This is a genomic window from Serratia sp. PF-27 (assembly GCF_030053255.1).
Taxonomy (GTDB): Bacteria; Pseudomonadota; Gammaproteobacteria; order Enterobacterales; family Enterobacteriaceae; genus Serratia; species Serratia bockelmannii.
The window spans coordinates 19,905-43,218 of record NZ_JASGBT010000022.1; the positions used below are offsets into that span (position 1 = coordinate 19,905).

Annotated in this window: 14 protein-coding genes and 1 riboswitch; of the genes, 5 read left to right on the forward strand and 9 right to left on the reverse strand. The window is 61.1% G+C overall.

Annotated elements, in window-relative coordinates; all coding sequences use genetic code 11:
- From QMZ29_RS19640 to QMZ29_RS19650, 3 genes are all read left to right on the forward strand, one after another.
- Positions 1-786 carry an ABC transporter permease gene (locus tag QMZ29_RS19640; protein WP_025304475.1) on the forward strand — a complete coding sequence of 262 codons (786 nt, stop codon included), beginning with the start codon at positions 1-3 and terminating at the stop codon, positions 784-786.
- Between the two features lie 4 nt (positions 787-790).
- The gene (locus tag QMZ29_RS19645; RefSeq protein WP_043139634.1) at positions 791-1,783 is read left to right on the forward strand and encodes an ABC transporter ATP-binding protein; all 993 of its coding nucleotides are present in this window, start codon (positions 791-793) and stop codon (positions 1,781-1,783) included.
- A gap of 207 nt (positions 1,784-1,990) precedes the next feature.
- Complete coding sequence (locus QMZ29_RS19650) at positions 1,991-3,640, forward strand: Na/Pi cotransporter family protein (protein WP_016930295.1); 1,650 nt, start codon at positions 1,991-1,993, stop codon at positions 3,638-3,640.
- A 47-nt stretch (positions 3,641-3,687) separates the two neighbouring features.
- Here QMZ29_RS19650 and QMZ29_RS19655 read toward each other — a convergent pair whose 3' ends face one another.
- From QMZ29_RS19655 to QMZ29_RS19675, 5 genes are all read right to left on the reverse strand, one after another.
- A complete protein-coding gene (locus QMZ29_RS19655; protein WP_282980727.1) occupies positions 3,688-8,514 on the reverse strand; it encodes a hemagglutinin repeat-containing protein in 4,827 nt (1,608 codons plus the stop codon).
- A 45-nt stretch (positions 8,515-8,559) separates the two neighbouring features.
- Complete coding sequence (locus QMZ29_RS19660) at positions 8,560-10,239, reverse strand: ShlB/FhaC/HecB family hemolysin secretion/activation protein (protein WP_261425024.1); 1,680 nt, start codon at positions 10,237-10,239, stop codon at positions 8,560-8,562.
- A 385-nt stretch (positions 10,240-10,624) separates the two neighbouring features.
- Positions 10,625-11,542, reverse strand: coding sequence for a ketopantoate/pantoate/pantothenate transporter PanS (gene panS, locus QMZ29_RS19665; RefSeq protein ID WP_147823549.1), 918 nt, complete (start codon positions 11,540-11,542; stop codon positions 10,625-10,627).
- Between the two features lie 142 nt (positions 11,543-11,684).
- Positions 11,685-13,052 carry a lysine-sensitive aspartokinase 3 gene (gene lysC, locus QMZ29_RS19670; protein WP_261425031.1) on the reverse strand — a complete coding sequence of 456 codons (1,368 nt, stop codon included), beginning with the start codon at positions 13,050-13,052 and terminating at the stop codon, positions 11,685-11,687.
- A 107-nt stretch (positions 13,053-13,159) separates the two neighbouring features.
- A riboswitch (Lysine riboswitch) is annotated at positions 13,160-13,353 on the reverse strand.
- A 52-nt stretch (positions 13,354-13,405) separates the two neighbouring features.
- Positions 13,406-15,214, reverse strand: coding sequence for a cation:proton antiporter (locus QMZ29_RS19675; protein ID WP_261425033.1), 1,809 nt, complete (start codon positions 15,212-15,214; stop codon positions 13,406-13,408).
- A 229-nt stretch (positions 15,215-15,443) separates the two neighbouring features.
- Here QMZ29_RS19675 and pgi point away from each other — a divergent pair, with 229 nt between their 5' ends.
- Positions 15,444-17,090 carry a glucose-6-phosphate isomerase gene (pgi, locus tag QMZ29_RS19680; protein ID WP_004936690.1) on the forward strand — a complete coding sequence of 549 codons (1,647 nt, stop codon included), beginning with the start codon at positions 15,444-15,446 and terminating at the stop codon, positions 17,088-17,090.
- A 60-nt stretch (positions 17,091-17,150) separates the two neighbouring features.
- On the opposite strand, the gene QMZ29_RS19685 is transcribed toward pgi, so the two are convergent.
- Positions 17,151-18,587: a capsule assembly Wzi family protein gene (locus QMZ29_RS19685; protein ID WP_025304467.1), complete on the reverse strand. Its 1,437-nt coding sequence runs from the start codon at positions 18,585-18,587 to the stop codon at positions 17,151-17,153.
- Between the two features lie 225 nt (positions 18,588-18,812).
- Between QMZ29_RS19685 and psiE the strand changes: the two genes are divergently transcribed.
- A complete protein-coding gene (gene psiE, locus QMZ29_RS19690; protein WP_015379238.1) occupies positions 18,813-19,220 on the forward strand; it encodes a phosphate-starvation-inducible protein PsiE in 408 nt (135 codons plus the stop codon).
- A gap of 208 nt (positions 19,221-19,428) precedes the next feature.
- Here the strand turns inward: psiE and malG are convergent, their stop codons facing one another.
- Genes malG through malE form a run of 3 tightly spaced genes read right to left on the reverse strand, consistent with a single transcriptional unit; the run spans position 19,429 to position 23,159 of the window.
- A complete protein-coding gene (gene malG, locus QMZ29_RS19695; protein ID WP_025304466.1) occupies positions 19,429-20,319 on the reverse strand; it encodes a maltose ABC transporter permease MalG in 891 nt (296 codons plus the stop codon).
- An 11-nt stretch (positions 20,320-20,330) separates the two neighbouring features.
- Entirely contained in the window at positions 20,331-21,908 is a 1,578-nt protein-coding gene (gene malF / locus QMZ29_RS19700) for a maltose ABC transporter permease MalF (protein ID WP_261425036.1), read from the reverse strand.
- Positions 21,909-21,965: 57 nt separating this feature from the next.
- Positions 21,966-23,159, reverse strand: a complete 1,194-nt coding sequence (gene malE / locus QMZ29_RS19705) for a maltose/maltodextrin ABC transporter substrate-binding protein MalE (protein WP_025304464.1) — start codon at positions 23,157-23,159, stop codon at positions 21,966-21,968.
- Positions 23,160-23,314: the final 155 nt, after the last annotated feature.

The following is a 23,314-nucleotide window of genomic DNA, read 5'->3' on the forward strand; positions in this document are numbered from 1 at the left end:
ATGTCGCGTGCTGAACGCCTCTATCACCGCACGGTGACCGGCCTGCTGCTGCTGATCCTGCTGCTGCCGCTGGCGGCGACGCTGATTTATGCGCTGGCCACCCAGTGGGGCGCCACCATTTTACCGGACGGTTTTACCCTGAAGTGGCTGACGGCGCTGTGGAGCGACCCGCGCTTTTTGCAGGCGCTGTGGCATTCGCTGCTGATCTGCTTCGGCACGCTGCTGCTGTCGGTGGTGGTGATCCTGCCGGCGATGTTTGTGATTGCTTACTATTTTCCCAAGCTGGACGCGGTGATGAACGTGCTGATCCTGCTGCCGTTCGCCGTGCCGCCGGTGGTGTCGGCGGTGGGGCTGATGCAGCTGTTCGCCGCCGATCCGCTGCCGCTGCTCGGCACCCCCTGGATTTTGGTGGGCTGCTATTTCACCATCGCGCTGCCGTTTATCTACCGCGCCATCAGCAACAACATGCAGGCGATCAACCTGCGCGATCTGATGGACGCCGCGCACCTGCTCGGCGCCAGTACCTGGCAGGCGGCGCTGTGGGTGGTGCTGCCGAACCTGCGCAAGGGCGGAACGATCGCCGTGCTGCTGTCGTTCTCGTTCCTGATCGGCGAGTTCGTGTTCGCCAACCTGCTGGTGGGCAGCCAGTATGAAACGCTGCAGGTCTACCTGTTTAATATGCGCAACGGCAGCGGGCATTTCACCAGCGCGCTGGTCATCTCCTATTTCGCCGTGGTGCTGCTCGTCACCTGGCTGGCGAACTTGCTGAATAAAAACAAGGGCTAACCCGATGGCTTATCTCAACGTCACCCGCCTGAACAAACACTATGGCCAGACCCAGGTGTTTCAGGATATCGATTTCACCGCCGAAGAGGGGGAGTTCGTCACCCTGCTGGGGCCGAGCGGCTGCGGCAAATCGACGCTGCTGCGCTGCCTGGCCGGCCTGACACCGGTCGACAGCGGGCAAATTTTATTGCAGGGCCAGGATCTGGTACCGCTGGCGCCGCAAAAGCGCGGCATCGGCATGGTGTTCCAAAGTTATGCGCTGTTCCCCAATATGACGGTGGAAGGCAACGTGGCATTCGGCCTGAAAATGCAGAAGCTGGCGGCCGGGCAGATCGGCCAGCGGGTGCAGGAGGTACTGGCGCTGGTGGAGCTGAGCGATCTGGCAAAGCGCTATCCGCATCAGCTGTCGGGCGGCCAGTGTCAGCGCGTGGCGCTGGCGCGATCGCTGGTCACTCGCCCGCGTCTGCTGCTGCTCGACGAACCGCTGTCGGCGCTGGATGCGCGTATTCGCAAACACCTGCGCGAGCAGATCCGGCGCATTCAGCGCGAGCTGAACCTGACGGCGATCTTCGTCACCCACGATCAGGAAGAGGCGCTGACCCTGTCGGATCGCATCGTGCTGATGAACAAGGGGCAGATCGTGCAGAGCGGCGACGCGGAAACCCTGTATACCCAGCCGGCGGACGCCTTCGCCGCCGGATTTATCGGCAACTATAACCTGTTGACCGCCGAACAGGCCGCCCAACTGACCGGGCGCAGCTATGCCGGCAAGGTGGCGATCCGCCCTGAGTCCATCGGCCTGTTACCGGCCGGGCAGGGGATCGGTGGGGTGATCCTGGGTCACAGTTTGCTCGGGAATGTGGTACGGTATCGGATTCAGGTTTGCGAGATAGAATTGCTGGTTGACGTGCTCAACCGTTCGGTGGCCGACCTGCGGCCCGACGGCGCGGAAATTGGGCTACACTTGGAACCTGTTGTATTGCGGGAAGTTGCATGACTTCGCAGCGCGGCGCCGGGGCCTTCCCGCCGCCGCATTAACCCTTCTCTTCTGCGGTCTGCCGCCCGCCCGCTGTCCTGCCAGACCCACGCCCGGCAGGCGGGACCGCGCACTGTACCCGTCATCCTTTGGCTCGCCTCTCTGCGTCGCGTGACAAGCATCGGGTATCAGCCTCCTTTGGCCGGGCGTTAATGGAGCGTATCTTCCGTGCTGACCCTTCTTCACCTGCTTTCGTCCGTGGCGCTGTTGGTGTGGGGTACCCACATCGTGCGCACCGGGATCATGCGGGTTTACGGCGCCAATCTGCGGCGCGTGTTGAGCGACAGCGTTGAGAAAAAACCGCTGGCGTTCGTTTCCGGCATCGGCGTGACCGCGCTGGTGCAAAGCAGCAACGCCACCGCGCTGCTGGTGACCTCTTTCGTCGCGCAGGGGCTGGTGGGGCTGGCGCCTGCGCTGGTGATCATGCTGGGCGCCGACGTCGGCACCGCGCTGATGGCGCGCGTGCTGACCTTCGATCTTTCCTGGCTGTCGCCGCTGCTGATCCTGGTCGGCGTCTTCCTGTTCCTCAGCCGCAAGCAAATGCGGATCGGCCAGATCGGACGCGTCCTGATCGGCCTTGGGCTGATCGTGCTGGCGCTGGAGCTGATCGTCGCCGCCGCCACGCCGATCACCCAGGCGGCCGGGGTGAAAGTGCTGTTCTCGTCGCTGACCGGCGACGTGATGCTGGACGCCCTGACCGGCGCGCTGTTCGCCATCGTCAGCTATTCCAGCCTGGCGGCGGTGCTGCTGACCGCCACCCTGACCGCCACCGGCGTGATTTCTCTGAAGGTGGCGCTCTGTCTGGTGATCGGCGCCAACCTCGGCAGCGGCCTGCTGGCGATGATCAACGCCAGCGGGCAGAACGCCGCCGGGCGGCGCGTAGCGCTCGGCAGCCTGCTGTTCAAGCTGGTGGGCTGCATACTGGTGCTGCCGTTCGTCTCCTATCTGGCGGATTTGATGGCTCAGCTGCCGGGCGGCAGCGAAGAGCTGGTGATCTATTTCCACGTGTTCTACAACCTGATCCGCTGCCTGGTGATGATCCCACTGGCCGGGCCGATGGCGACGCTGTGCGAGCGGTTGATTGTCGACGAAGCGGCCGACGATCCGCGCATGCGACCGCGCCATCTGGACGCCAGCGCGCTGGACACGCCGACGCTGGCGCTGGCCAATGCGGCGCGTGAAACGCTGCGCATGGGCGACGTGGTGGAACACATGATGATCCTGCAACGTGAAGTGCTGCACGGTAAGCAGGGGGTTGATAAAGAGGTGCGGCGCCTCGACGATGACGTCGACGTGCTGTACACCGCCATCAAGCTGTATCTGGCGCAGATCCAGAAGGAAGATCTGGGCGAGGAAGACTCGCGCCGCTGGGCGGAGATCATCGAAATGGCGCTCAACCTGGAACAGGCGGGCGACATCATCGAGCGCATGGCCGGCGACGTGGGCGCCAAGTCGCACGCCGCGCGCCGCGCCTTCTCGGCGGAAGGGTTGGCGGAGCTGGACGGGCTGCACGAACGGCTGATCGGCAACCTGCGCCTGGGGCTGTCGGTGTTCCTGTCCGGCGACGTCACCAGCGCCAAACGCCTGCGCCGTTCCAAGCACCGCTTCCGCATTCTGGATCGCCGCTACGCGCACGCGCACGTCGATCGTTTGCACCAGCAAAACGTGCAGAGCATCGAGACCAGTTCGTTGCATTTGGGATTGTTGGGGGACATGAAGCGCTTGAACTCGCTGTTCTGCGCGGTGGCTTACAACGTGTTGGATCAGGATGCCAAGGACGACGATCGCGACTGGGAAGACACCCCGAGCACGCTGTAAAAAAACGCCCCCGGTTTTAACCGGGGGCGTTGTGCAGGAAAGGCGCGTTATTTGCCGCTGAACACGCCGGCTTTGGCATCCGCCTGTTTTGTTGAGGCATGGCCGCTGACGAACGGCACGTTGCCGTCAACGCCCTGTTTCGCCGCACCGGCGGCCAGGCCGCCAACCGTGGCCGCCGCATCGACGCGGCCGCCGCCCTGATAGCGTTGGCCGTTGACGTCCTGCTGGCTGACCTGGCTACCGCCCAGTTCCACCTTGCCTTGCTGGCTGCGGATCTCGCCGCCGGTCAGTTGGGTTTGGCCGCCGACCTGCAGCGCCACGCCGTTCTTACCGGTGATCGCCGATTGCTCGCCGACCGCGTTGTTGTTCACCACGTCGGCATTGACCTTGAGATGCCCCTGGCGACCGGCCGGCCCGGTGATGCTGTCTTTCACCGCGCCGCCGACGGTGCGTGCGCCGCGATCCCACAGCGGGCCTTGCGGTTTTTCGCCGGTCGGCGTTGCCGGCAGCGTGACTTTGCCGTCGGCCTTGCTGAAGCTGACCGCGCCGGTGGTGTCCTGCTGCGGATCGAGGCGACGCGCCACGCTGTTGTACTTGTCGGTGGTGGCGTCGGCCACTTTGTTCACTCCGGCCTCCAGTTTCTCTTTCACCTTACCGGCGTAACGCGGTGTGCCGACCTTCGACAGCTTGGAGGTGATGCTGCTGCCCGGATCGTTGCTGTGGCTCAGGCCGGCATCCACATCGACCTTCACACCGTTCTCAACGTCTTTGCGGCTTTCAACGTGCAGATTGCCGCCCACCTTGCCTTGTACGCTGTCGGCATCGACACGCGCGCCGGCGAGACGGGTGTCTTTGCCGCTGTTGATCGCCACGTCGCCCGCGGTGATGCCGGTGTTGGCGTGGGTGGTTTTATCCTGTTGTTCCACGCCGACCTTCAGACCGGCGCCCAGCGTGTGGGTATCTTTGCCAGTGTTCGGGTCGACCTTGCCGCCGGCGTCCTTGTTGAAGGTTTGGCCGCCTTTGGCGTTGGCTTTGATGCCCAGGCTCCAGTTGTCCTTGTGCTGCTCGTTCTTGGCGGACTCCAGCAGGATACCGCCGTTTTTCGCCTCGAGCGCGGCGCTGCCGCCGCTGACCTTGGCGCCCTGCAGATGCAGCGCGTCATCGCCTTTGCCGTTGGCGGACAGGGTGACTTTGCCGTCTGAGGCGATAGTGGCGCCCTGGCGCTCGGTCGCGGACTCATTCACCTTGGCGATGTCGAAGGCGCCGCCGACGGAGAGGTTGCCGCCGGTTTTTTCCTTGCTGTCGCTGCTGCCGGCGCCCAGATCGATATTGCCGGACAGCTTGCTTTCCTTACGCGTTTGGGTCGATTCCGCCGCCTGCAGTGCGACCTTGTTACCCGCGCTCAGGCTGACGTCGCCCTGGCTCTTGACGTTGGTGCCCTGCAGCGTCAGATCGCGGCCCGCCTTCAGCTCAACGCCCTGTTGGCCACTGACGTTGCCGACCTGCGCGGTGCTGCTGCTGCTTTCGCCGTTGTGGGTGCCGCCGCCGAACCCGGCGCCGAAGTTTTTACTGTCGGCGGTGAAACCGCCCTTGGCGGAGGCTTTGACGTTAAAGCCGCTGTGGCTTTCGCTCTGCTTGTCGCTGGCCTGATCAAGGCGGATATCGCCGCCGGCGTTAACGGCGGTTTTACCGCTGCCGCCGTTCAGCGCGGTGCCCTGATAGACCGCGTCTTTTTTCACGTTGACGTTGATGCCGTTGGCCGCGTCGATCGAGCCGGTCACCGCCTGGCTGGCGCTGCTGTTGCTGCGCTGGGTGCCGCCTTCGCCCTTGGCGTCCACGGTCAGATCGCTGCCGGTGGAGGTGTAGACGCGCACGCCGGCGCTGCCGCGGGTATCGCGGCTCTGCTCTTCCTGACGATTTGTCGCAGCTTCGCTGCGGTGGCTGTCCGCCGTCAGCGTGACCGCGCCTTTGTTGGCTTGATATTGCGTGCCCTGATCGCGCACTTTGCCTTTGGCGTTGATGTCGATGCTGCCGGCTTTCACCGAGCTGACGACCGCCTGCGAGCTGCTGCTGCGTTTTTCGCTGCTGCCGCCCTGTGCGCCGATATCCAGGCCGACGTTAGGCGCGCCGATGCCGCCGATGTCGTTGATGACGCCCGTGGCGTCCAGCTTGGCCGCCTTGCCGACCGCACGCTCGACCGGACGGGTTACGGCGCTGTAATCGACGTTGGCACCGATGTTCACGCCGACGTCGGTTTTGGTGGTGTTGCTGCTGGTGGTGTCGGCAGCGGCCAGGTGATCGACGTCCGCGGCGTTTTCTTGATAGGTGCCGCCGACGCTGTGCTGCGCACCTTGCTGGGTCAGCTTGTCACGGGCGTTGACAGTCAGGTTGCCTTTGACGTCGCTGCCGGAGGTGACGGCCTTGCTGCTCTGCGCCTGTGTTTTGCTGTTCTCGTAGCCGGCCTCCACACCGCTGCCGAGCTTGTCGATGCCGCCGGTGTAGTAGAAACCACCGCCGACCTTGGTCTGCTCGGTATTCGAGGTGGTTTTGTCGTCCGCCGCCAGGAACGAAACCTTATTACCGCTGACGCTGGCGTCGCCTTTGTCGGCGACCAATTTGGATCCGCTGAAGGTCACGTTCTTATCCGCGTCGAGTTTCACGCTGCCGCCGCTGAGGGTGGCGCCGCGGTTCTCGGTGCGGGTGGTTTTCTCGCTGTCGCGGGTGTGTTCGATGCGTAAACCGGCGCGGTATTGCTTGTCGCCGGCTTCTTTGGCGTAGCCGTTGACGGTGAGCGCGGTTCTCTGCTCGTCGATGTTCTGCTGCTGCTCGGCAGCCTTGACGTTGATATTGCCGGTCTGCGACGTGACGCTCAGCTCGCCGCCGCTGGCGACCTGGCTGCCGATCACGTCGGTGTCCTTACGGCTGACCAGCTTCAGGTTGGTGTCGGACTTCAGCTCGCTGGCGGTGCTGCTCTGATAACTGTTATCGGCCTTGTGCGAACTGCTGGTGATGTTGAAGGCGGTGCCGGTACGCGCGTCGATTTTATCCACGGTGGTGCTCAGCGCGTTGTCGATGCGCAGGCCGCCGTGGGTGGCGGTGACTTCGCCGCCTTTCTGGCCGCGCGCCTTACTGCCGGTAATGGTGACGCCTTGCTGACCGTTCAGGCGCAGGGTGCCGCCGCTGGTCAATTCGGAAGCGTGGCTGACTTCGCGGCGATTGCTGTTGTTCTTGTTGTCGCCGCCGCCGATGCCGCCCCAGGAGGTTTTGTCATCGCGCACCGCTTTGGCGTTGGCGGTTTTCTGCACCCCGACCTGGATTTGGTTATCTGCGTCGATCGTCAGATCGCGCTGGGCGTGGACCTTGGCACCCTGAGTCGAGACATTGCGGCCAGCTTTCACCGTCAGTTCGCCCTGGCTGCGCAGTTCACTGGCCTTCAGGCTTTCGCTTTCGTCGCTGCTGCTCCAACTGCCGGTGCGCAGGCTGGAGGTGTGGTTGCGCTGATAGCCGCGTTCGCTGGACTTATCTTTCTCCACCAGCCCGGCGAGGTGCACATCGCGAGCCGCTTTGACGCTCAACGCCCGGTCGGCGCTGACGCTGGCGCCCAACAGGTTCACGTCTTCCCGAGTACTGACGAGTTTGGCGTTGCCGCTGGCGGCGACGGTGCTGCCCGCCTGCTGCAGTTGCTCGCGTTCGCGGGTGACGTCGTATTGCCAGGAATAGAACCAGCGGTCGTCGGTGTGACCTTGAGTTTGCTTCAACTGCTGGCCGTCGAGCGTCAGCTTGCCGCCCTGCAGGGTGATGTCTTCGCCGCGAATATCGGTGGCGGTGAGGTGCGCGTGGTTATCCGCCACCAGGCTGATGTTCTTGCCTTTCAGCTCGGTGCGGGTCAGCTTCTGGCTGCTGCTGCGATCGTTGACGTAGATGCCGCCACGGTAATTTTGATAGTTATCGCCGCCGTTTTTGTTGCTGCTGGCATCTTCAATGCGGCTTTCGCTGCGAATATCGTAGGCTTTCACCTTGAGTTCGTCGCCGGCAGCCAGCGTGCCGGCCAGCTTCACGCCGCTGCCTTGCGCGGTGTTGATGATGTTGATGCGCCCGGCCTGCATGCTGCCGAGGTAGTAGCTGTCCAGCGCGGTCGTCGGCTGTTCGCTGGCCAGCACCTTGCCGTCGCGCGCCACGCGGTTAAGGCCGCTGATGGCGTTGATCGCCGCCGGCGTCACTTTGCCGTTGCGGTGGGTGAAGTCTTGTACGATCACGTCGCCGCGGCTGTCTATCTTCGGTGCGATCAGATCCAGCACGCCGCTGGCGTTCAGGATGCCGCTGAGGCTCAGGGTATTGCGGTTGCCCAGGGTGCTGTAGCCCTGCAACAGGCCGTTTTCCACCAGCGGGTTGCCGACCACCAGCGAGGAGCGGCTGGTGTTGATGAACCCGCAGCCCTGGCAGCTGATGCCGTTCGGGTTGGCCAGCACGTAGTCGGCCGCCATGCCGAAGATCTCTTGCTGGCCGTGCAGCAGCGACGGGTTGCGGCCGATCACTTCATTGAGGATCACACTGGCTTCGCGTCCGCCCAGATTCGGGTTGGCACCCAGTTGCCCGGCCAGCTGCGACAGCCCCGCCTCGCGGGAGTTGTTCAGCACCGCGCCGGGTTGGTTGACGTTGAAGTCCTGGTATTGGTTATGCGACAGCCCGCTGCCATTCGGTGCGACGATGTCGACCACCTGGGCGCCGGTCGCGGCGGTGGAAACGCCGGGGCCGTTGGCGCCGTTGGCCGCGACGATCTCTCCGGCGTAGGCGCCGGCGGAAGCGGCGAGAATTATCGCCAGCGCGGCGGCCAGTTTGCCTGCCGCCGAAAGTCTGAAGTTATTATTTTTCATCCATGTATCTCCGTATATTGCCGTGGGGTCCTGCAAAACTGCTGATTAAAAGGTGTAAGAAAAGCGCGCCAGCACCTGAACGGGATCCTCGGGCGTGGCGTGGTTCGACAAGATCCAGCCGCGGCTGACCTCCAGATCGACCAGCGCCTGGCGATAGCGTAACGTGGCGCCGCTGCTCAGCCCGGCGCTGCTGCGCCAGCCCGAGTTATCCTGACGCGGCAAAATGCGGCCGACGTCGGCGCCAAGGCGCGGCGTCAGCGTGGCGGCGCCTAAATTGAAGCTGCGCGACAGCGTATTCTGCAGATACCAGCCGTTGTCGCCGGACTGGGTACTGCGGCTGAAGCCGCGTACGGCGCTGCGATCGGTGAGGCTCAGCCACTCCACGCCGGGCAGCGGGTCGCGGCTGTACTGGCCATAGAACAGGTTGTTGAGCTGATAGGTGGCGTCACCCAGCTTGAGACGCTGGCTGAGGTTGGCGAACAGCTTGCCTTTGGTGAACTGGCTGTCGAGGTGCACCGAGCTCGGGTGGCGATCGGCGCCCAGCCATGGCAGGCCCTGTTCGACGCTGAGGTTGGCGCTGAACACCCCGTTGGGCAGAATCTGCAGGTGGCTGGCGCTCAGCTCGGCCAGGGTCAGCGTGGGGCTGCTGACCTCGAGGCGCACGCTTTCGAAGTAGTTATCGATGCGCTTGTAGGTCAGCTGTCCGCTCAGGCTGTCTATCTGATCGTGATCGCGGTAAAACACGTAGTCGCTGCGCAGACCGTACTGTTGGGTCTGGCCGTGCAGTTTGACCACGTTGTGCGGCAGCTGCTGGTGGTTCTCATAGGACGAGAAGCTGGCGAATCCGCTGAAGGTGAACGCGCCGTACGGCAGCGAATAGAGCAGGGTATAGGCGCGATTATAGCGGTGAGCCGGGTTTTCCAGCGTGCTGTTGGCGTTCAGGCTGACGAAGTCCGACAGGCCGAACGGGCTGTCCAGCGTGGCGGTGGCACGTGCCAGCCACTGGCCGGTGCTTTTTTGGCCGTAATTATCCGTGCCGGCGGTAATCAGCCAGGGCTTGGCATGCTGATTGCGCAAACGAATGACCGAACCGCCAACCTGATGGCCGGGCAATATATCCAGCTTGGTGGTATTCGATTGCAAACGGTTAGCCTGATCCAATCCCTGGTCGAGATCGGTTAATTTCAACGGCTTGCCTTCCAGCCCCGGAAATAATAAACGGCTGTTGACCCAGCGATCGCCGCCTTCTATTTTCTCGATAAATCCTTCGGTGACGCTTAACCCCAATTCTCCTTGTGAATTAGGGCGAACAATTTGCACGCGCGCGGTGATATAGCCCTTTTTCACATAAAGACGCGTTAATTCACGGGTCAGGCGATTGATATCGTTGCTGCTGATGCACTGTTCCGGCAACGCGCTCAGGGCGGATAAATCGCTCGGCGAGAGCAGGGTGATGCCCTGCAGATAAACGCCGGCGATCGGCAGGCACTGCGCGGACTGCGGCAGGGCGGGCGCGGTCGGCTCCGGCTCCGCCAGCAGGCGTTGCTGCTTCAGCTGCTGGTAACGGCGTTGCTCAATCAACTGGTTGACTTCACGCGTGCTGTCTTGCAGCGCGCGGCGCGACTCGCCCATCGACATATCCCGCATCATGTGGGCATCCGGCAGGGGTTCGGCGGAAAGGGCCGTGCTGACCAACAGCGTCAAGGCGGTGATTTTTTTTATCATTGTAATCCATTATGAGAGGCCGCCGGGGCAGCCAGCCCAATCCATGAGGTTAACCACGGGCGGCCGAGGGCCGGCCCGAAATAATGAGCGACATGCACATTGCGAGGTATCTTGATTTGCCGCAGCAAATAAGACGGTGGGTATATATCTAAATAATAATTAGGCTGCTTCTTTTTTGGCGGGCAACCCTGGCGACTTAATTAATTAAAAAAAGTAGAACGTCTCTTCCTCTTGCCAACATTATCGGCATGGATAGGAAGAATCTGAATTTTTATTTTTCACGGATGATAGGGGATGGGGGGAATTATGACAATCCGACCAGTGGGAAATACGAAATTTCGCAGGGAAGAAACGGGACGCAATTGTTTGCGTCCCGACAGGCGGTTTATTTTTTCTTGATAGGGCGGCCGGACCAATACCCTGCCAGCAGTGAACCGGAGAGGTTGTGCCAGACCGAGAACAGCGCGCCCGGCAGCGCGGCCAGCGGCGAGAAGTAGATTTTGCTCAACGTGGCTGCCAGCCCGGAGTTCTGCATCCCGACTTCGATCGCCAGCGTGCGGCAGGTGGACTCGTCGAAGCCGAACAGTTTGCCGCCCCAGTAGCCGCTCAGCAGACCGATGCCGTTGTGCAGGATCACCGCGACGATCACCACCAGACCGACCGAGGCGATATGGCTTTGGCTGCCCGCCACCACCGCGCTGATGATCGCCAGAATGCACACCATCGACAGCGCCGGCAGCAGCGGCTCGATGCGCTTCACCGTTTTGGTCAGGGTATGGTGGACGATCAGACCCAGGCCGATCGGGATCACCACGATCTGCAGAATGCTCAACAGCATGCCCATGATATCGACGCTGATTTCGGCGTCGACGTACAGACGGGTCAGCAGCGGCGTGGCGAACACCCCCACCAGCGTTGAGACCGCCGAGATGGTTACCGACAGCGCCACGTCGCCCTTGGCCAGATAGATCATCACGTTGGAGGCGGTGCCGCTGGCCACGCTGCCCACCAGCACCATGCCGGCGGACAGATCCGGCGGCATGCGGAACAGCATCGCCAGGATCCAGGCCGCCAGCGGCATGATCAGATAGTGCAGGAAGATGCCTGCCGCCACCGGGCCGGGGCGCGCCAGCACGCGTTTGAAGTCGTCCAGTCGCAGCGTGACGCCCATGGCGAACATGATCAGCATCAGCAGCGGGCTGACGTAGGGGCCGATGCCGGTAAAGGTGGTCGGCGTGTAATAGGCGGCGACGGACAGCAGTATCGCCCACAGGGGGAATAAACGCGTGAGTAGAGCCAACATGCAGGTTTTCCTTAGCCAGATTGAGAACGATGGGTGTGGTTGTGTTTTTTGCGGGTTCAACAGGCTGAACCCCTGCAGGTTTTGAACGGATTTTTTAGACGCAGGGGCGCAGCATGCTGCGCCCGCAATCAGGGATAATGACTTATTCGAACAGGTTGTGATGCAGGGTACGCACCACCTGTTCGGCTTCTTCGCCCGGCACCAGGAAGCACAGGTTATAGCTGCTGGCACCGTAGCAGATCAGGCGGATATTGAACGGATCGAGCACGCCGAACACCTCTTTGCCCACGCCGCAGGCGCGCGACAGCTGGTTACCGATGATCGCCACCAGCGCCAGGTTTTCTTCCACTTCCACCCGGCACAGCGACGACAGTTCGGTCAGCAGTGAGGTGGTCAGCAGGCTGCCGCCGACGGAGGTGGCGCCGGTGGTGTCCATGGTCAGCGCGATGCTGACTTCCGAAGTGGTGATCAGATCGACGGAGATGTTGTGGCGCGCCAGAATGTTGAACACCTCGGCCAGGAAGCCGCGCGCGTGCAACATGTTCAGGCTGTGCAGCGTCAGCAGCGTTTGCTTGCGGCGCAGCGCCAGTGCGCGGAACAGCGGCGGATTCTCGGTGGTGTTGCACACCAGCGTGCCGCCGGCCGCCGGATCCTTGCTGGAGCCGACGAACACCGGAATGTCGCTGCGCACCGCCGGCAGCAGGGTGGCCGGATGCAGCACTTTGGCGCCGAAGGTGGCCATTTCCGCCGCCTCTTCGAAACCGATTTTGTCGATGCGCTTGGCCGCCGGTACCACCCGCGGATCGGTGGTGTAGATGCCCGGCACGTCGGTCCAGATATCTACCCGGCCAGCGCCGAGCGCCTCGCCGAGCAGCGCGGCGGTATAGTCGCTGCCGCCGCGGCCGAGCGTGGTAGTGCGGCCTTTCGGCTCGCTGCCGATAAAGCCCTGGGTGACCACCAGCGCTTTCTGCAGGCGCGGCTGCAACTGCGTCCGGGCCAGTTCGCTGAGCGCGGCGCTGTCCGGCACGGCGCGGCCAAAGTGATCGTCGGTGCGCATCACTTTACGCACGTCGAACCATTCGGCCTGCACGTTGCGGGCGCGCAGGATTTCCACGAACAGCAGGGTGGACATCAGCTCCCCATGGCTGACCAGTTCGTCGGTCAACGCCGTCGAGGTGGCCAGCGACGCGGCCTCCGACAGCATGGCGATGTTTTCCAGCAGGCGGTCTATCTCGTCGCGGATCACCGCAGGCGCCGCGAGGCGATCGAGGATGGCGTACTGGATGCGACGAATTTCATCAAGCTGGTAGTTGCGTTTGTCGGCCTCGCAACCTTCGGCCAGGGCGACCAACAGGTTGGTGACGCCCGCCGAGGCGGACAATACCACCAGGCGGACCTGCGGATTGGCCAGCACGACGTCGGCGCTGCGGTTCATGGCTTCAAAGTCGGCGACGCTGGTGCCGCCGAACTTGGCTACCACGGTGGAATTCTGGGGTGCTGCTTGGTTCATCTAGAAACCTCGTGTCAGGGATGCCCGTTTGGGGCACTGTAATTCCATAGCCTTGGCACAAGGGGAGAGCGGTAAACAGGGGGCAGGCGTAGAGGTCAGGCTACGATACACCCAGAAGCGCCCCACCTTGTCGATCGCCCTGTGGCGATCCCCTGGTGACAACCCAGGGGATTCAGCCCCTGTAGTCGATACGATAATGGCCGGCCATTATCGTACCTCGGCGTCGCTCCCCCTCGGGTGCCGTCAACGGAGAAACGGCTCCTCTGACACTCTACCTGGGCGACGCGCCTCTTCTGGCTTGCGCACCGGGTGCGCAAGTAGGCTGTTAGGAATAGCCGGTTATCGCCATTCTGTCAACGTACAGACGGTGAGGGATTTTCATCTTGCACCAGCGCGATAAGCGTACAGGGCATCGCGGGCGTGGAACCGGCGCCAATCGGTTGCAGAGAACCGTCTTCCTTTTGGCTGAATAGCGGAATAACGCCCTGATGTTTCTCCAAATACTCCAGCCAACCGAAATTTTCGTTCAATTTGGTCGCTTTGATGGTGGCCCCTCTGGCGAGCAGGCTGCTCAGGCTGCCGTAGGTGGCTTCCTGATTAAATAAAATTTCATGCCGGCGGAAACGCGAACTTTCCGCGCTGGCGCCGCGCCCTTTCAGCGGCGCCCCCGAACGGATGGCGAACACGTGATCTTCGCCGAAGAGATGGCCGAAGTGGTAGACCGCCAGCGCGTTTTGGTGGCGATTGGGCGACAGCGCCAGTACCTGGGCGATATTGCTCAGATCGAGGTAGTTCTCGGCGTGTTCGGAGTAGGCGTGGCCATAGTAGGCCGGAATGCCGTCCATGCGCGCCTGACGGTAGTATTCCCAACTGCTGTCGGTGACGATCACCGGCACGTTCAGCTTGATCAGCGCCTGCGCCAGCATGCGCGCCACGCTGTTGGCGCCGACGATCAGCACGCCGCGCGGTTTCTGCTGCTGCACCCGCAGCCAGCGCGCCATCATGCCGCTGGTCAGGCTTTGCAACACCACGGTGCCGATGATGATGGCGAACACCACGGTCACCAGCCGGTCGGCGCCCTGATAGCCGCTGCGCTGCAGCGTCAGCGCGAACAGCGAGCTGACCGCCGCGGCGACGATGCCGCGCGGGGCGATCCAGCACAGCAGCAGCCGATCGCGCCAGTGCAGGGAAGAGCGCCAGGTCGACACCGCGATGCACAGCGGCCGGGCGATGAACTGCACCGCCAGCAGCAGCAGGAGCAGCGGCCAGCCCATGTGCCACAGCGCCTGGATATCGAGCCGCGCCGCCAGAATGATGAACAGCGCCGAGATCAGGATCGCCGACAGTTCTTCTTTGAACGCCAGAATATCGCTGGTATCGACGTCGCGCATGTTGGCCAGCCAGATGCCCATCACCGTGACGGTCAACAGGCCGGATTCGTCGGCGATGGCGTTGGAAACGCCGAAGGCGGTCAGCATGATCGCCAGCACCGCCAGGTTCTGCAGGTAGCGTGGCAGCCAGACGCGGCGTAGCGCCAGGCCGAGCAGGTAGCCGAACAGCGCGCCGGCGATAAGGCCGACGGCGGCAGTCACGCCTAGCGTCCAAAACAGGTGGGTATAGGACTCCGCATTCTGCTTCAGTACGATGAACTCGAACACCAGCAGGGTGAAGATGGCGCCAACCGGATCGATGACGATCCCTTCCCAGCGCAACACCTGGTTAATGTTGGCGTTCGGTCGCACCACGCGCATCAGCGGAGCGATCACCGTCGGCCCGGTCACCACCGTCACCGCGCCGATCAGCGCCGCAAGCTCCGGCGGGAAATCCAGCAACCACCAGCTGGCGAGGCTGATGACCAGAAAGGTGACCAGCATGCCGACGGTGACCAGATTACGCACCACGCCGCCGAGGCCGCGTATCTCCTCGAAGCGCAGCGTCAGCGCCCCCTCGAACAGGATGATCGCCACCGACAGCGACACCAGTGGAAACAGCAGATCGCCGAACAGCAGATCCGGCTGCACCAGATGCACCGTCGGGCCGAGCACGATGCCGAACAGCAGCAGCGGCAAAATGGCCGGCAGACGCAGCAGCCAGGCCAGCCACTGCGCCAGCAGCGACGCCAGGCCGATAAGCACCAACATAAGCGGGGCGGATAATTCCATAAGCGAGATCCCTTTCAAATGACGAAATAAGTAACGATGACACAGCCTGATGACAATTCGGCAACCCCGATAACAGGCCGTTAGCCAAAAGTATAGAGTGAAAGCTGAAACGAGGCGGCAATGCGTTGACAGTTAGCGCCTATCGCAAGAAAAGCGATCATAATCACAGTCGAACAGGCTACAATCGGACAAACGCGTCATTTTTATTCTCAAGCCTAAGAGTGTTGCTATGAAAAATATCAATCCTAGTCAAACCGCTGCTTGGCAAGCCCTGCAGCAACATTATGCACAGATGAAAGACGTACGGATCGCCGACCTGTTCGCCGAGGACAGCGATCGTTTCTCCCGGTTCTCCGCGACCTTCAACGATCAAATGTTGGTGGACTATTCCAAGAATCGCATCACGCAGGAAACCCTGGAGAAGCTGCAGGCGCTGGCGAAAGAAACCGATCTGCAAGGCGCCATCAAATCGATGTTCGCCGGTGAAAAGATCAACCGCACCGAAGATCGCGCGGTGCTGCATATTGCCCTGCGCAACCGCAGCAACAGCCCGATCCTGGTCGACGGCAAAGACGTGATGCCGGAAGTGAACGCGGTGCTGGCCAAGATCAAACAGTTCTGCGCGCGCGTCATCGGCGGCGAGTGGAAAGGCTACACCGGCAAGCCGATTACCGACGTGGTGAACATCGGCATCGGCGGTTCGGATCTCGGCCCTTACATGGTGACCGAAGCGCTGCGCCCGTATAAAAACCACCTGAACATGCACTTCGTCTCCAACGTTGACGGTACCCACATCGCCGAAACGCTGCAGCCGCTGAATCCGGAAACTACGCTGTTCCTGGTGGCGTCCAAAACCTTCACTACTCAGGAAACCATGACCAACGCCCACAGCGCGCGCGACTGGTTCCTGAGCAGCGCCGCCGATCAACAGCACGTGGCCAAGCACTTCGCTGCGTTGTCCACCAACGGCAAAGCGGTGGCCGAGTTCGGCATCGATACCGACAACATGTTCGAGTTCTGGGACTGGGTAGGGGGCCGTTACTCCCTGTGGTCGGCGATCGGTCTGTCGATTGCGCTGTCCATCGGTTACGACAACTTCGAGCAGCTGCTGAGCGGCGCGCACGCCATGGATAAGCACTTCGCCGAAACGCCGGCGGAGAAAAACCTGCCGGTGCTGCTGGCGCTGATCGGTATTTGGTACAACAACTTCTTCGGCGCCGAAACCGAAGCCATTCTGCCGTACGATCAGTACATGCACCGTTTTGCCGCTTACTTCCAGCAGGGCAACATGGAATCCAACGGCAAGTACGTCGACCGCAACGGCAATCCGGTGGATTACCAGACCGGCCCTATCATCTGGGGCGAGCCGGGCACCAACGGCCAGCATGCGTTCTACCAGTTGATCCACCAGGGCACCAAGCTGGTGCCGTGCGATTTCATCGCGCCGGCCATCAGCCATAACCCGCTGGGCGATCACCACGCCAAACTGCTGTCCAACTTCTTCGCGCAGACCGAGGCCCTGGCGTTCGGCAAGTCGCTGGAAGTGGTGGAGGCGGAGTTCGCGGCGCAGGGTAAAACCCCTGAGCAGGTTAAACACGTGGCGCCGTTCAAAGTGTTTGAAGGCAACCGTCCGACCAACTCGATCCTGCTGCGTGAAATCACCCCGTTCAGCCTGGGCAGCCTGATCGCGCTGTACGAGCACAAGATCTTTACTCAGGGCGCGATCCTGAACATCTTCACCTTCGATCAGTGGGGCGTGGAGCTGGGCAAACAGCTGGCTAACCGCATCCTGCCGGAGCTGGCGGGCAGCGAGAAAATCAGCAGTCACGACAGCTCGACCAATGCGCTGATCAACCGCTTCAAGGAATGGCGCTAAGCGCCTGAGCTGAAGCCAATAAAAAACCCGCCGCGGCGGGTTTTTTTACGTCTGCGAAAGTTACAGATTGATTGGCACTTCGAAGCTGACGCCCGCGCCCACGTCATCGGCGGTGCTGTGATCGTTGTCGGTGTACCACAGGCTGGTATCAAACTTAACCTGAGACGGGAAGGTGTAACCCCAGCCGACCTGAATGCCCTTCAGCGTATCGGATTTCGGGAAGGCCTGGTTAATGCTTTGGCTCAGCGGGTTCACCTTGGCGTAAACTACGCGGGTGCTCCAACGCTGGCTGTCGTCCAGCACTAGCTCGACGCGGCCGGACAACATCTGGCCGTCGCCGCCCATCGCATGCCCCAGCGGGTAACCCTGTTGGTAGTAGCCGCCTTTGTAAGTGTAGTGAGTGTACACATAGTTTTTACGGCTCATATCCGAACGGGTGTCTGACCCTTCGATATACCAGTTGATGGTGGTCGGGCCCCATTCCGGGTGGCCTTCCAGACCGAGCAGATAGGTATTTTGCGACGGCAGATAGCCCGCCTCATCTTCACCCACCAACTGACCGTACAGGCTAACCGGCAGGCCGATCAGCGGCTGCATTTTCAGCTTGAAGTCGAAACCGGCGAGCTGGTTGCCCGGATCGTTGCCTTTACCTGAATCATCGTTATCTTTGCCGGTAAATCCATCCCAGAACGAGCTCCATGACTGCGGACGACCTTCACCACCCCACATCATGATGCGTGAAGCACCCAACTCCAGAAAGTCGGTCGGCATCATGGTGAAACGGCCGCCGATCAGTTTGGTGTGCGGTACAGAACTGTACTGCGACAGCTGGCCGGCGGACAATTGATATTGCCAGCGGCCGATCCACGACAGCCACGGGGTTTCAAACGGTGATTGGTCGGCGCGCTGCAGCATAAAGCCGGCCACCGGGCGCGCGGCGTCGGAGCGGATCAGGCTGCCGTCGTAGCCCGGTCCCCACCACTGGGAAACCTCGCCGAAGGAGAGCCACTGATTCCAGATTTTCACCGCGCCGTAGGAGCCGTTCATATTGAATTTGGAACCGTCGCTGACGCGCTGATCGCCTTCCACCGAGCCCTGCAGACGCACGTCCCAGAACTCGCCGTTGGCGCCGGCGCCGATGGTCAGGCGATCGTCGGCGTACTCGTTTTGGCCGAAGCCCTGCGGGGTGCCGGGTTTATCGGTCGACGCGTAACCGCTGACGCGGATGTTGGCTTTCAGGGCATCGACACGACGTTGTACGCGGTCAATGACGTTTTTCTCGGTGTTGGTCACCGGCTTGGCCTGCGCGATAACGGAACTGATCTCTTCTTGACTCAGCGGCCAGGTGGACAGGCTGACGTTGATAACGCCGCGGTCAGACAACCAGGCGAGATCGTTACGCAGATCGTTGTCAGGGGCTACCAGGCCGGCGGCGTGGCCGGACAATGCACAGGTAAACAGGCCCGCAGCGACCAGTCCGTTAAGTTTAGCGCGCATAAAGAATTCCCTTGTTAATTCGAGGTTATTGGTTTTATGTAAAGATCTCTGTGACCCATGATAGTTGACATTTCGATTTGCTACAAATCTATAAGCCAGAAACATCTTATTATAACTTTATGAATTAAATGGGGTTTAAAGTGCTTTCGCGCGGGGCATAATTTTTAAGACAATGCCTATATTGGCACGGTTGAATCATATAAGCGGTATTCAGAGAGAGGTTTTATGGCAAAAACGTCGCGTTCGATAATGATAGCGAAAGGACTGCAGCGAGTGCTGAACGTGGGCTTGTTGCTGCTGGCGGCAATTCTGGTGGTGTTTCTGGTCAAGGAAACCATCCATCTGGCGAAGGTGTTATTTATCAACAGCGAAGAGTCGTCTTCTTACCTGTTGATTGAAGGTATCGTGATTTATTTCCTGTACTTTGAATTTATCGCCTTGATCGTCAAGTATTTTGAGTCGGGTTATCATTTCCCGTTGCGCTATTTTATTTACATTGGCATTACCGCGATTATTCGTTTGATTATCGTGGACCACAAAAACCCCATCGATACCCTGATCTACGCCGCGGCGATATTGGTGCTGGTGGTGACGCTCTATCTGGCCAATACCGACCGGCTGAAACGGGAGTAGCGATAAAAATGGCGGCCAAAGGCCGCCAAAGACACAGGATATAATTACCCGTCGTCTTTCAAGCGACAGCGTTGTTGACTGCACTCGCTAACCCCAGTTACTTACTGAAGTAAGCGCCTGGGCTTAGCGAGCTGGTCGCCTAGCTGTAACTTGAAATCCATAGGGTAAAAGATAAGGAAAAACATCAAACGCACTGCAGTGGCACAAATTACCCCTTCACGCCGCCGGCCGTCAGGCCGCCCACCAGCCAACGCTGCGCCAGCAGGAACACGGCGGTAATCGGTATCGCTGACAGCACCGCGGCGGCGGCGAAGTCGCCCCACAGATAGTTCTGCGGGTTGAGATATTGCTGCATCCCCACCGCCAGCGTGTAGCTGTTCACATCGCGCAGCAGCAGCGACGCGACCGGCACTTCGGTGATGGCGGCGATAAACGACAGAATGAACACCACCGCCAGAATCGGTACCGACAGCGGCAGCAGCACCAGACGGAATGCCTGCCACGGCGTGGCGCCGTCCAGCGCTGCCGCTTCTTCCAGCGAGTTGTCGATGGTTTCGAAATAGCCCTTGATGGTCCAGACGTGCAGCGCGATGCCGCCCATGTAGGCGAAGATCACGCCGCCGTGGGTGTTCAGGCCGATAAACGGAATGTACTGGCCCAGGCGATCGAACAGGGCGTACAGCGCCACCAGCGACAACACTGCCGGGAACATCTGGAAGATCAGCATGCTTTTCAGCAACGTGCTCTTGCCGCGAAAGCGCATACGGGCGAAGGCGTAGGCGCAGGTGGTGGACAGCGTCACGATGCCGATGGCGGTGATCGCCGCGATCTTGATGGAGTTCCACAGCCACAGCAGCACCGGGAACGGCGGCGGCGTCACGCTGCCGTCGGCGTGGGTGACGCTGAAGCCGAGCGCCAGCCGCCAGTGATCCCAGGAGAGGGTTTCCGGTATCAGGCTGCCGGTGGCGAAGTTGCCGGCGCGCAGCGAGATGGCGACCACCATCAGCAGCGGGAACATGATCAGGGCGATAAAGCACAGCATCAAAATATGGGTGATCCACAGGCGCAGGCGCTGGGACTTGGGTTGAACCATGGCCATCGTTATTCTCCCTAATCGAAGTTCATCTTGCTGGCTTTCAAATTCAGGATCGCCAGCGCGCCCACCAACAGGAAGATCAGCGTGGCGATGGCGGCCGCCAGCCCGAAGTCTTGCCCGCCGCCGCCTTCGAAGGCGATGCGGTAGGTGTAGCTGACCAGCAGATCGGTATAGCCGGCCGGCGTGGTGGTGCCGATCATGTCCGGGCCGCCGTTGGTCAGCAGCTGGATCAGCACGAAGTTGTTAAAGTTGAAGGCGAAGCTGGCGATCATCAGCGGCGTCAGCGGCTTGATCAGCAGCGGTAAGGTGATGCGGAAGAAGTTTTGCCACGGGTTGGCGCCGTCCATCGCCGAGGCTTCGTACAGATCGTCCGGGATCGCCTTCAGCAGCCCCATGCACAGGATCATCATGTAGGGGTAGCCGAGCCAGGTGTTGACGATCAGGATCATGCTCTTGGCGGTGAGCGGATCGCTGAACCAGGCCGGTTTGATGCCGAATAGATGGCTGAGCATCATGTTGATCTCGCCGAAGCTTTGGTTGAACAAGCCTTTGAAGATCAGGATCGAGATGAACGATGGCACCGCATAGGGCAGGATCAGCAGCACGCGGTAGATCGCCTTGCCTTTCAGCGCCTCCCACTGCACCACGCAGGCCAGCACCATGCCGACCGCCACGGTGAGGATCACCGTCATCACCGAGAACACGATGGTCCAGATGAAGATCGACACGAACGGTTTCTTAATGCCCTCGTCCTGCAGCACCCGCAGGAAGTTTTTCCAGCCGGTGGTGACGGTATAACCCGGGCTCAGGGTTTCCTGCGCCCAGCCGCCGTCGGCGTTGATCGCCTGATAGAAGCCGATGTCGCCGTTTGGCCGGTAGCGTACCTGGGTCTGATTGTTGGTCAGCGTGCTGCCGTCTTTGTCCAGCGCATACAGCGGGCGGGTGCCGGAGAACTGGCGCAGGGAGCTCATGCGCAATTCCCCGCCGTCGGGCAGTTGCGCCACCAGCTGGCTCAGCGCCTGCCGGTTCTGGGTAATCACCCGCAGCGTGGCGCGTTCGCCCTGCGGCGCGGCGTTCTGCGCCGTCAGTTTCAGGGTTTGCGGCGCGGCGGCGTCGAGGCGGAAAGGCTCGGAGATCAGCGGCTGTTCACTGTCCGGTGGCATCAGCTGCAGGCGCCACTGCTGGTTTTCCGCCGGGTAGAGGCCAAAGGTAAAGGTTTGGCCGCTCTGGAACTGGCGCTGCATCAGCACCGATTGCGCGCGTTCAAAAGTCAGCTGGTTGGTGCTGCTGTAGTTGGTGAAAGCGATGGCGATGGTGCAAATCAGCGGGAACAGGACGAACAGCCCCATGCCGGCGACGCCGGGATACACATAGCGCCAGGCGTAGGCGCGGCGGTTGGCGAAGACGTAAAGCCCGGCGCTGACCAGGATCAGCGTCAGGATGGCGAACAGGTATTCACCCTGTGCATACATCAACACAATCAGGTAGCAGGTCACCAGGCTGAACAGGCCGACCACCAGCCATTTCAGCGCGTCGCTTTGCCACCACTTCGATTTTTTACGCGCGGGCGTCCCGGCGTGAGCGAATTGCATAGGGCGTTCCTTTCTGTGAAGCAACGGCGGGGCACCGTGGCACCCCGCACGACGTCGTTACTTGGTGATACGGGTCTGCACGTCGTCCAGCGCGGCTTTCACCGTCTGACGGCCGCTGACGGCGTTGATCACCGCGCTGCGTTCGGCGTACCAGAAGGCGCTCATCTGCGGGATGTTCGGCATGATTTCCCCGTTTTGCGAGTTCTGCATGGTGGCGGCGATCTTCGGATCTTTGGCCAGCGCTTCCTGGTAGGACTTCAGCGCCACCGCGCCCAGCGGCTTGTCTTTGTTGACGTCCGCCAGCCCTTCGTTGGTCAACAGGTAGTTCTCGAGGAACTCGGTCGCCAGCTCTTTATTCGGGCTGGCGGCGTTGATGCCGGCAGTCAGCACGCCGACGAACGGCTTGGACGGCTTGCCTTTGAAGGTCGGCAACAGCGTCACGCCGTAGTTGATTTTGCTCTGCTCGATGTTGTTCCAGGCCCACGGCCCGTTGATGGTCATCGCGGTCTGGCCTTTGTTGAACGCGGCTTCGGCGATCGAGTAGTCGGTATCGGCGTTGATGTGTTTGTTTTTCACCAGATCGACGATGAACTGCAGACCGGCCTGCGAACCGGCATTGGCGACGCCGACATCCTTGATGTTGTATTTGCCGTTTTCATACTTGAAGGCATAACCGCCGTCGGCGGCGATGATAGGCCAGGTGAAGTAGGGTTCCTGCAGGTTCCACATGATGGCGCTCTTGCCGTTGGCGCGCAGCTGTTTGTCCAGCGCCGGGATTTCTTCCCAGGTCTTCGGCGGCTGTTTGACCAGGTCTTTGTTATAAATCAGCGACAGCGCTTCGACGGCGATCGGGTAGCCGATCAGCTTGCCGTCATAGCGCACGGCGTCCCAGGTGAACGGGAACAGCTTGTCCTGGAAGGCTTTGGACGGGTGGATTTCGGCCAGCAGGCCGGACTGCGCATAGCCGCCGAAGCGGTCGTGGGCCCAGAAGATGATGTCAGGGCCGTCGCCGGTGGCGGCCACCTGCGGGTATTTCTCTTCCAGCTTGTCCGGGTGCTCGACGGTGACCTTGATGCCGGTGTCTTTTTCGAATTTCTTGCCGACTTCGGCCAGGCCGTTATAGCCCTTGTCACCGTTGATCCAGATAACCAGTTTGCCTTCCTCGATCTTGGCGAAGGCGGAAGAAGAGAGCACCAGGGTGGCCAGTGCCGAGAGCGCCAGCGTGCGGGCGAGGGTAATGCTGCGAGTCATAATCCAGTCCTTCTTTTTGTGGGCACATAAATCAAGGAGAGACGTTTCGCGGTAATAGTGGGTCACAACGCGACATATTCTCATCCTCCCCCCCTCTACGCCCCTGAGATGAGGAGTGTGATCCAGTTAACGTTGCGCTCTATTCTGTGGCGTCA

Excerpts from the sequence above, each read along its gene's own strand:
- QMZ29_RS19640 (WP_025304475.1), top strand. The coding sequence starts at position 1 with ATGTCGCGTGCTGAACGCCTCTATCACCGCACGGTGACCGGCCTGCTG.
- QMZ29_RS19645 (WP_043139634.1), top strand. The coding sequence starts at position 791 with ATGGCTTATCTCAACGTCACCCGCCTGAACAAACACTATGGCCAGACC.
- QMZ29_RS19655 (WP_282980727.1), bottom strand. The coding sequence starts at position 8,514 with ATGAAAAATAATAACTTCAGACTTTCGGCGGCAGGCAAACTGGCCGCC.
- QMZ29_RS19660 (WP_261425024.1), bottom strand. The coding sequence starts at position 10,239 with ATGATAAAAAAAATCACCGCCTTGACGCTGTTGGTCAGCACGGCCCTT.
- panS (WP_147823549.1), bottom strand. The coding sequence starts at position 11,542 with ATGTTGGCTCTACTCACGCGTTTATTCCCCCTGTGGGCGATACTGCTG.
- lysC (WP_261425031.1), bottom strand. The coding sequence starts at position 13,052 with ATGAACCAAGCAGCACCCCAGAATTCCACCGTGGTAGCCAAGTTCGGC.
- QMZ29_RS19675 (WP_261425033.1), bottom strand. The coding sequence starts at position 15,214 with ATGGAATTATCCGCCCCGCTTATGTTGGTGCTTATCGGCCTGGCGTCG.
- pgi (WP_004936690.1), top strand. The coding sequence starts at position 15,444 with ATGAAAAATATCAATCCTAGTCAAACCGCTGCTTGGCAAGCCCTGCAG.
- QMZ29_RS19685 (WP_025304467.1), bottom strand. The coding sequence starts at position 18,587 with ATGCGCGCTAAACTTAACGGACTGGTCGCTGCGGGCCTGTTTACCTGT.
- psiE (WP_015379238.1), top strand. The coding sequence starts at position 18,813 with ATGGCAAAAACGTCGCGTTCGATAATGATAGCGAAAGGACTGCAGCGA.
- malG (WP_025304466.1), bottom strand. The coding sequence starts at position 20,319 with ATGGCCATGGTTCAACCCAAGTCCCAGCGCCTGCGCCTGTGGATCACC.
- malF (WP_261425036.1), bottom strand. The coding sequence starts at position 21,908 with ATGCAATTCGCTCACGCCGGGACGCCCGCGCGTAAAAAATCGAAGTGG.
- malE (WP_025304464.1), bottom strand. The coding sequence starts at position 23,159 with ATGACTCGCAGCATTACCCTCGCCCGCACGCTGGCGCTCTCGGCACTG.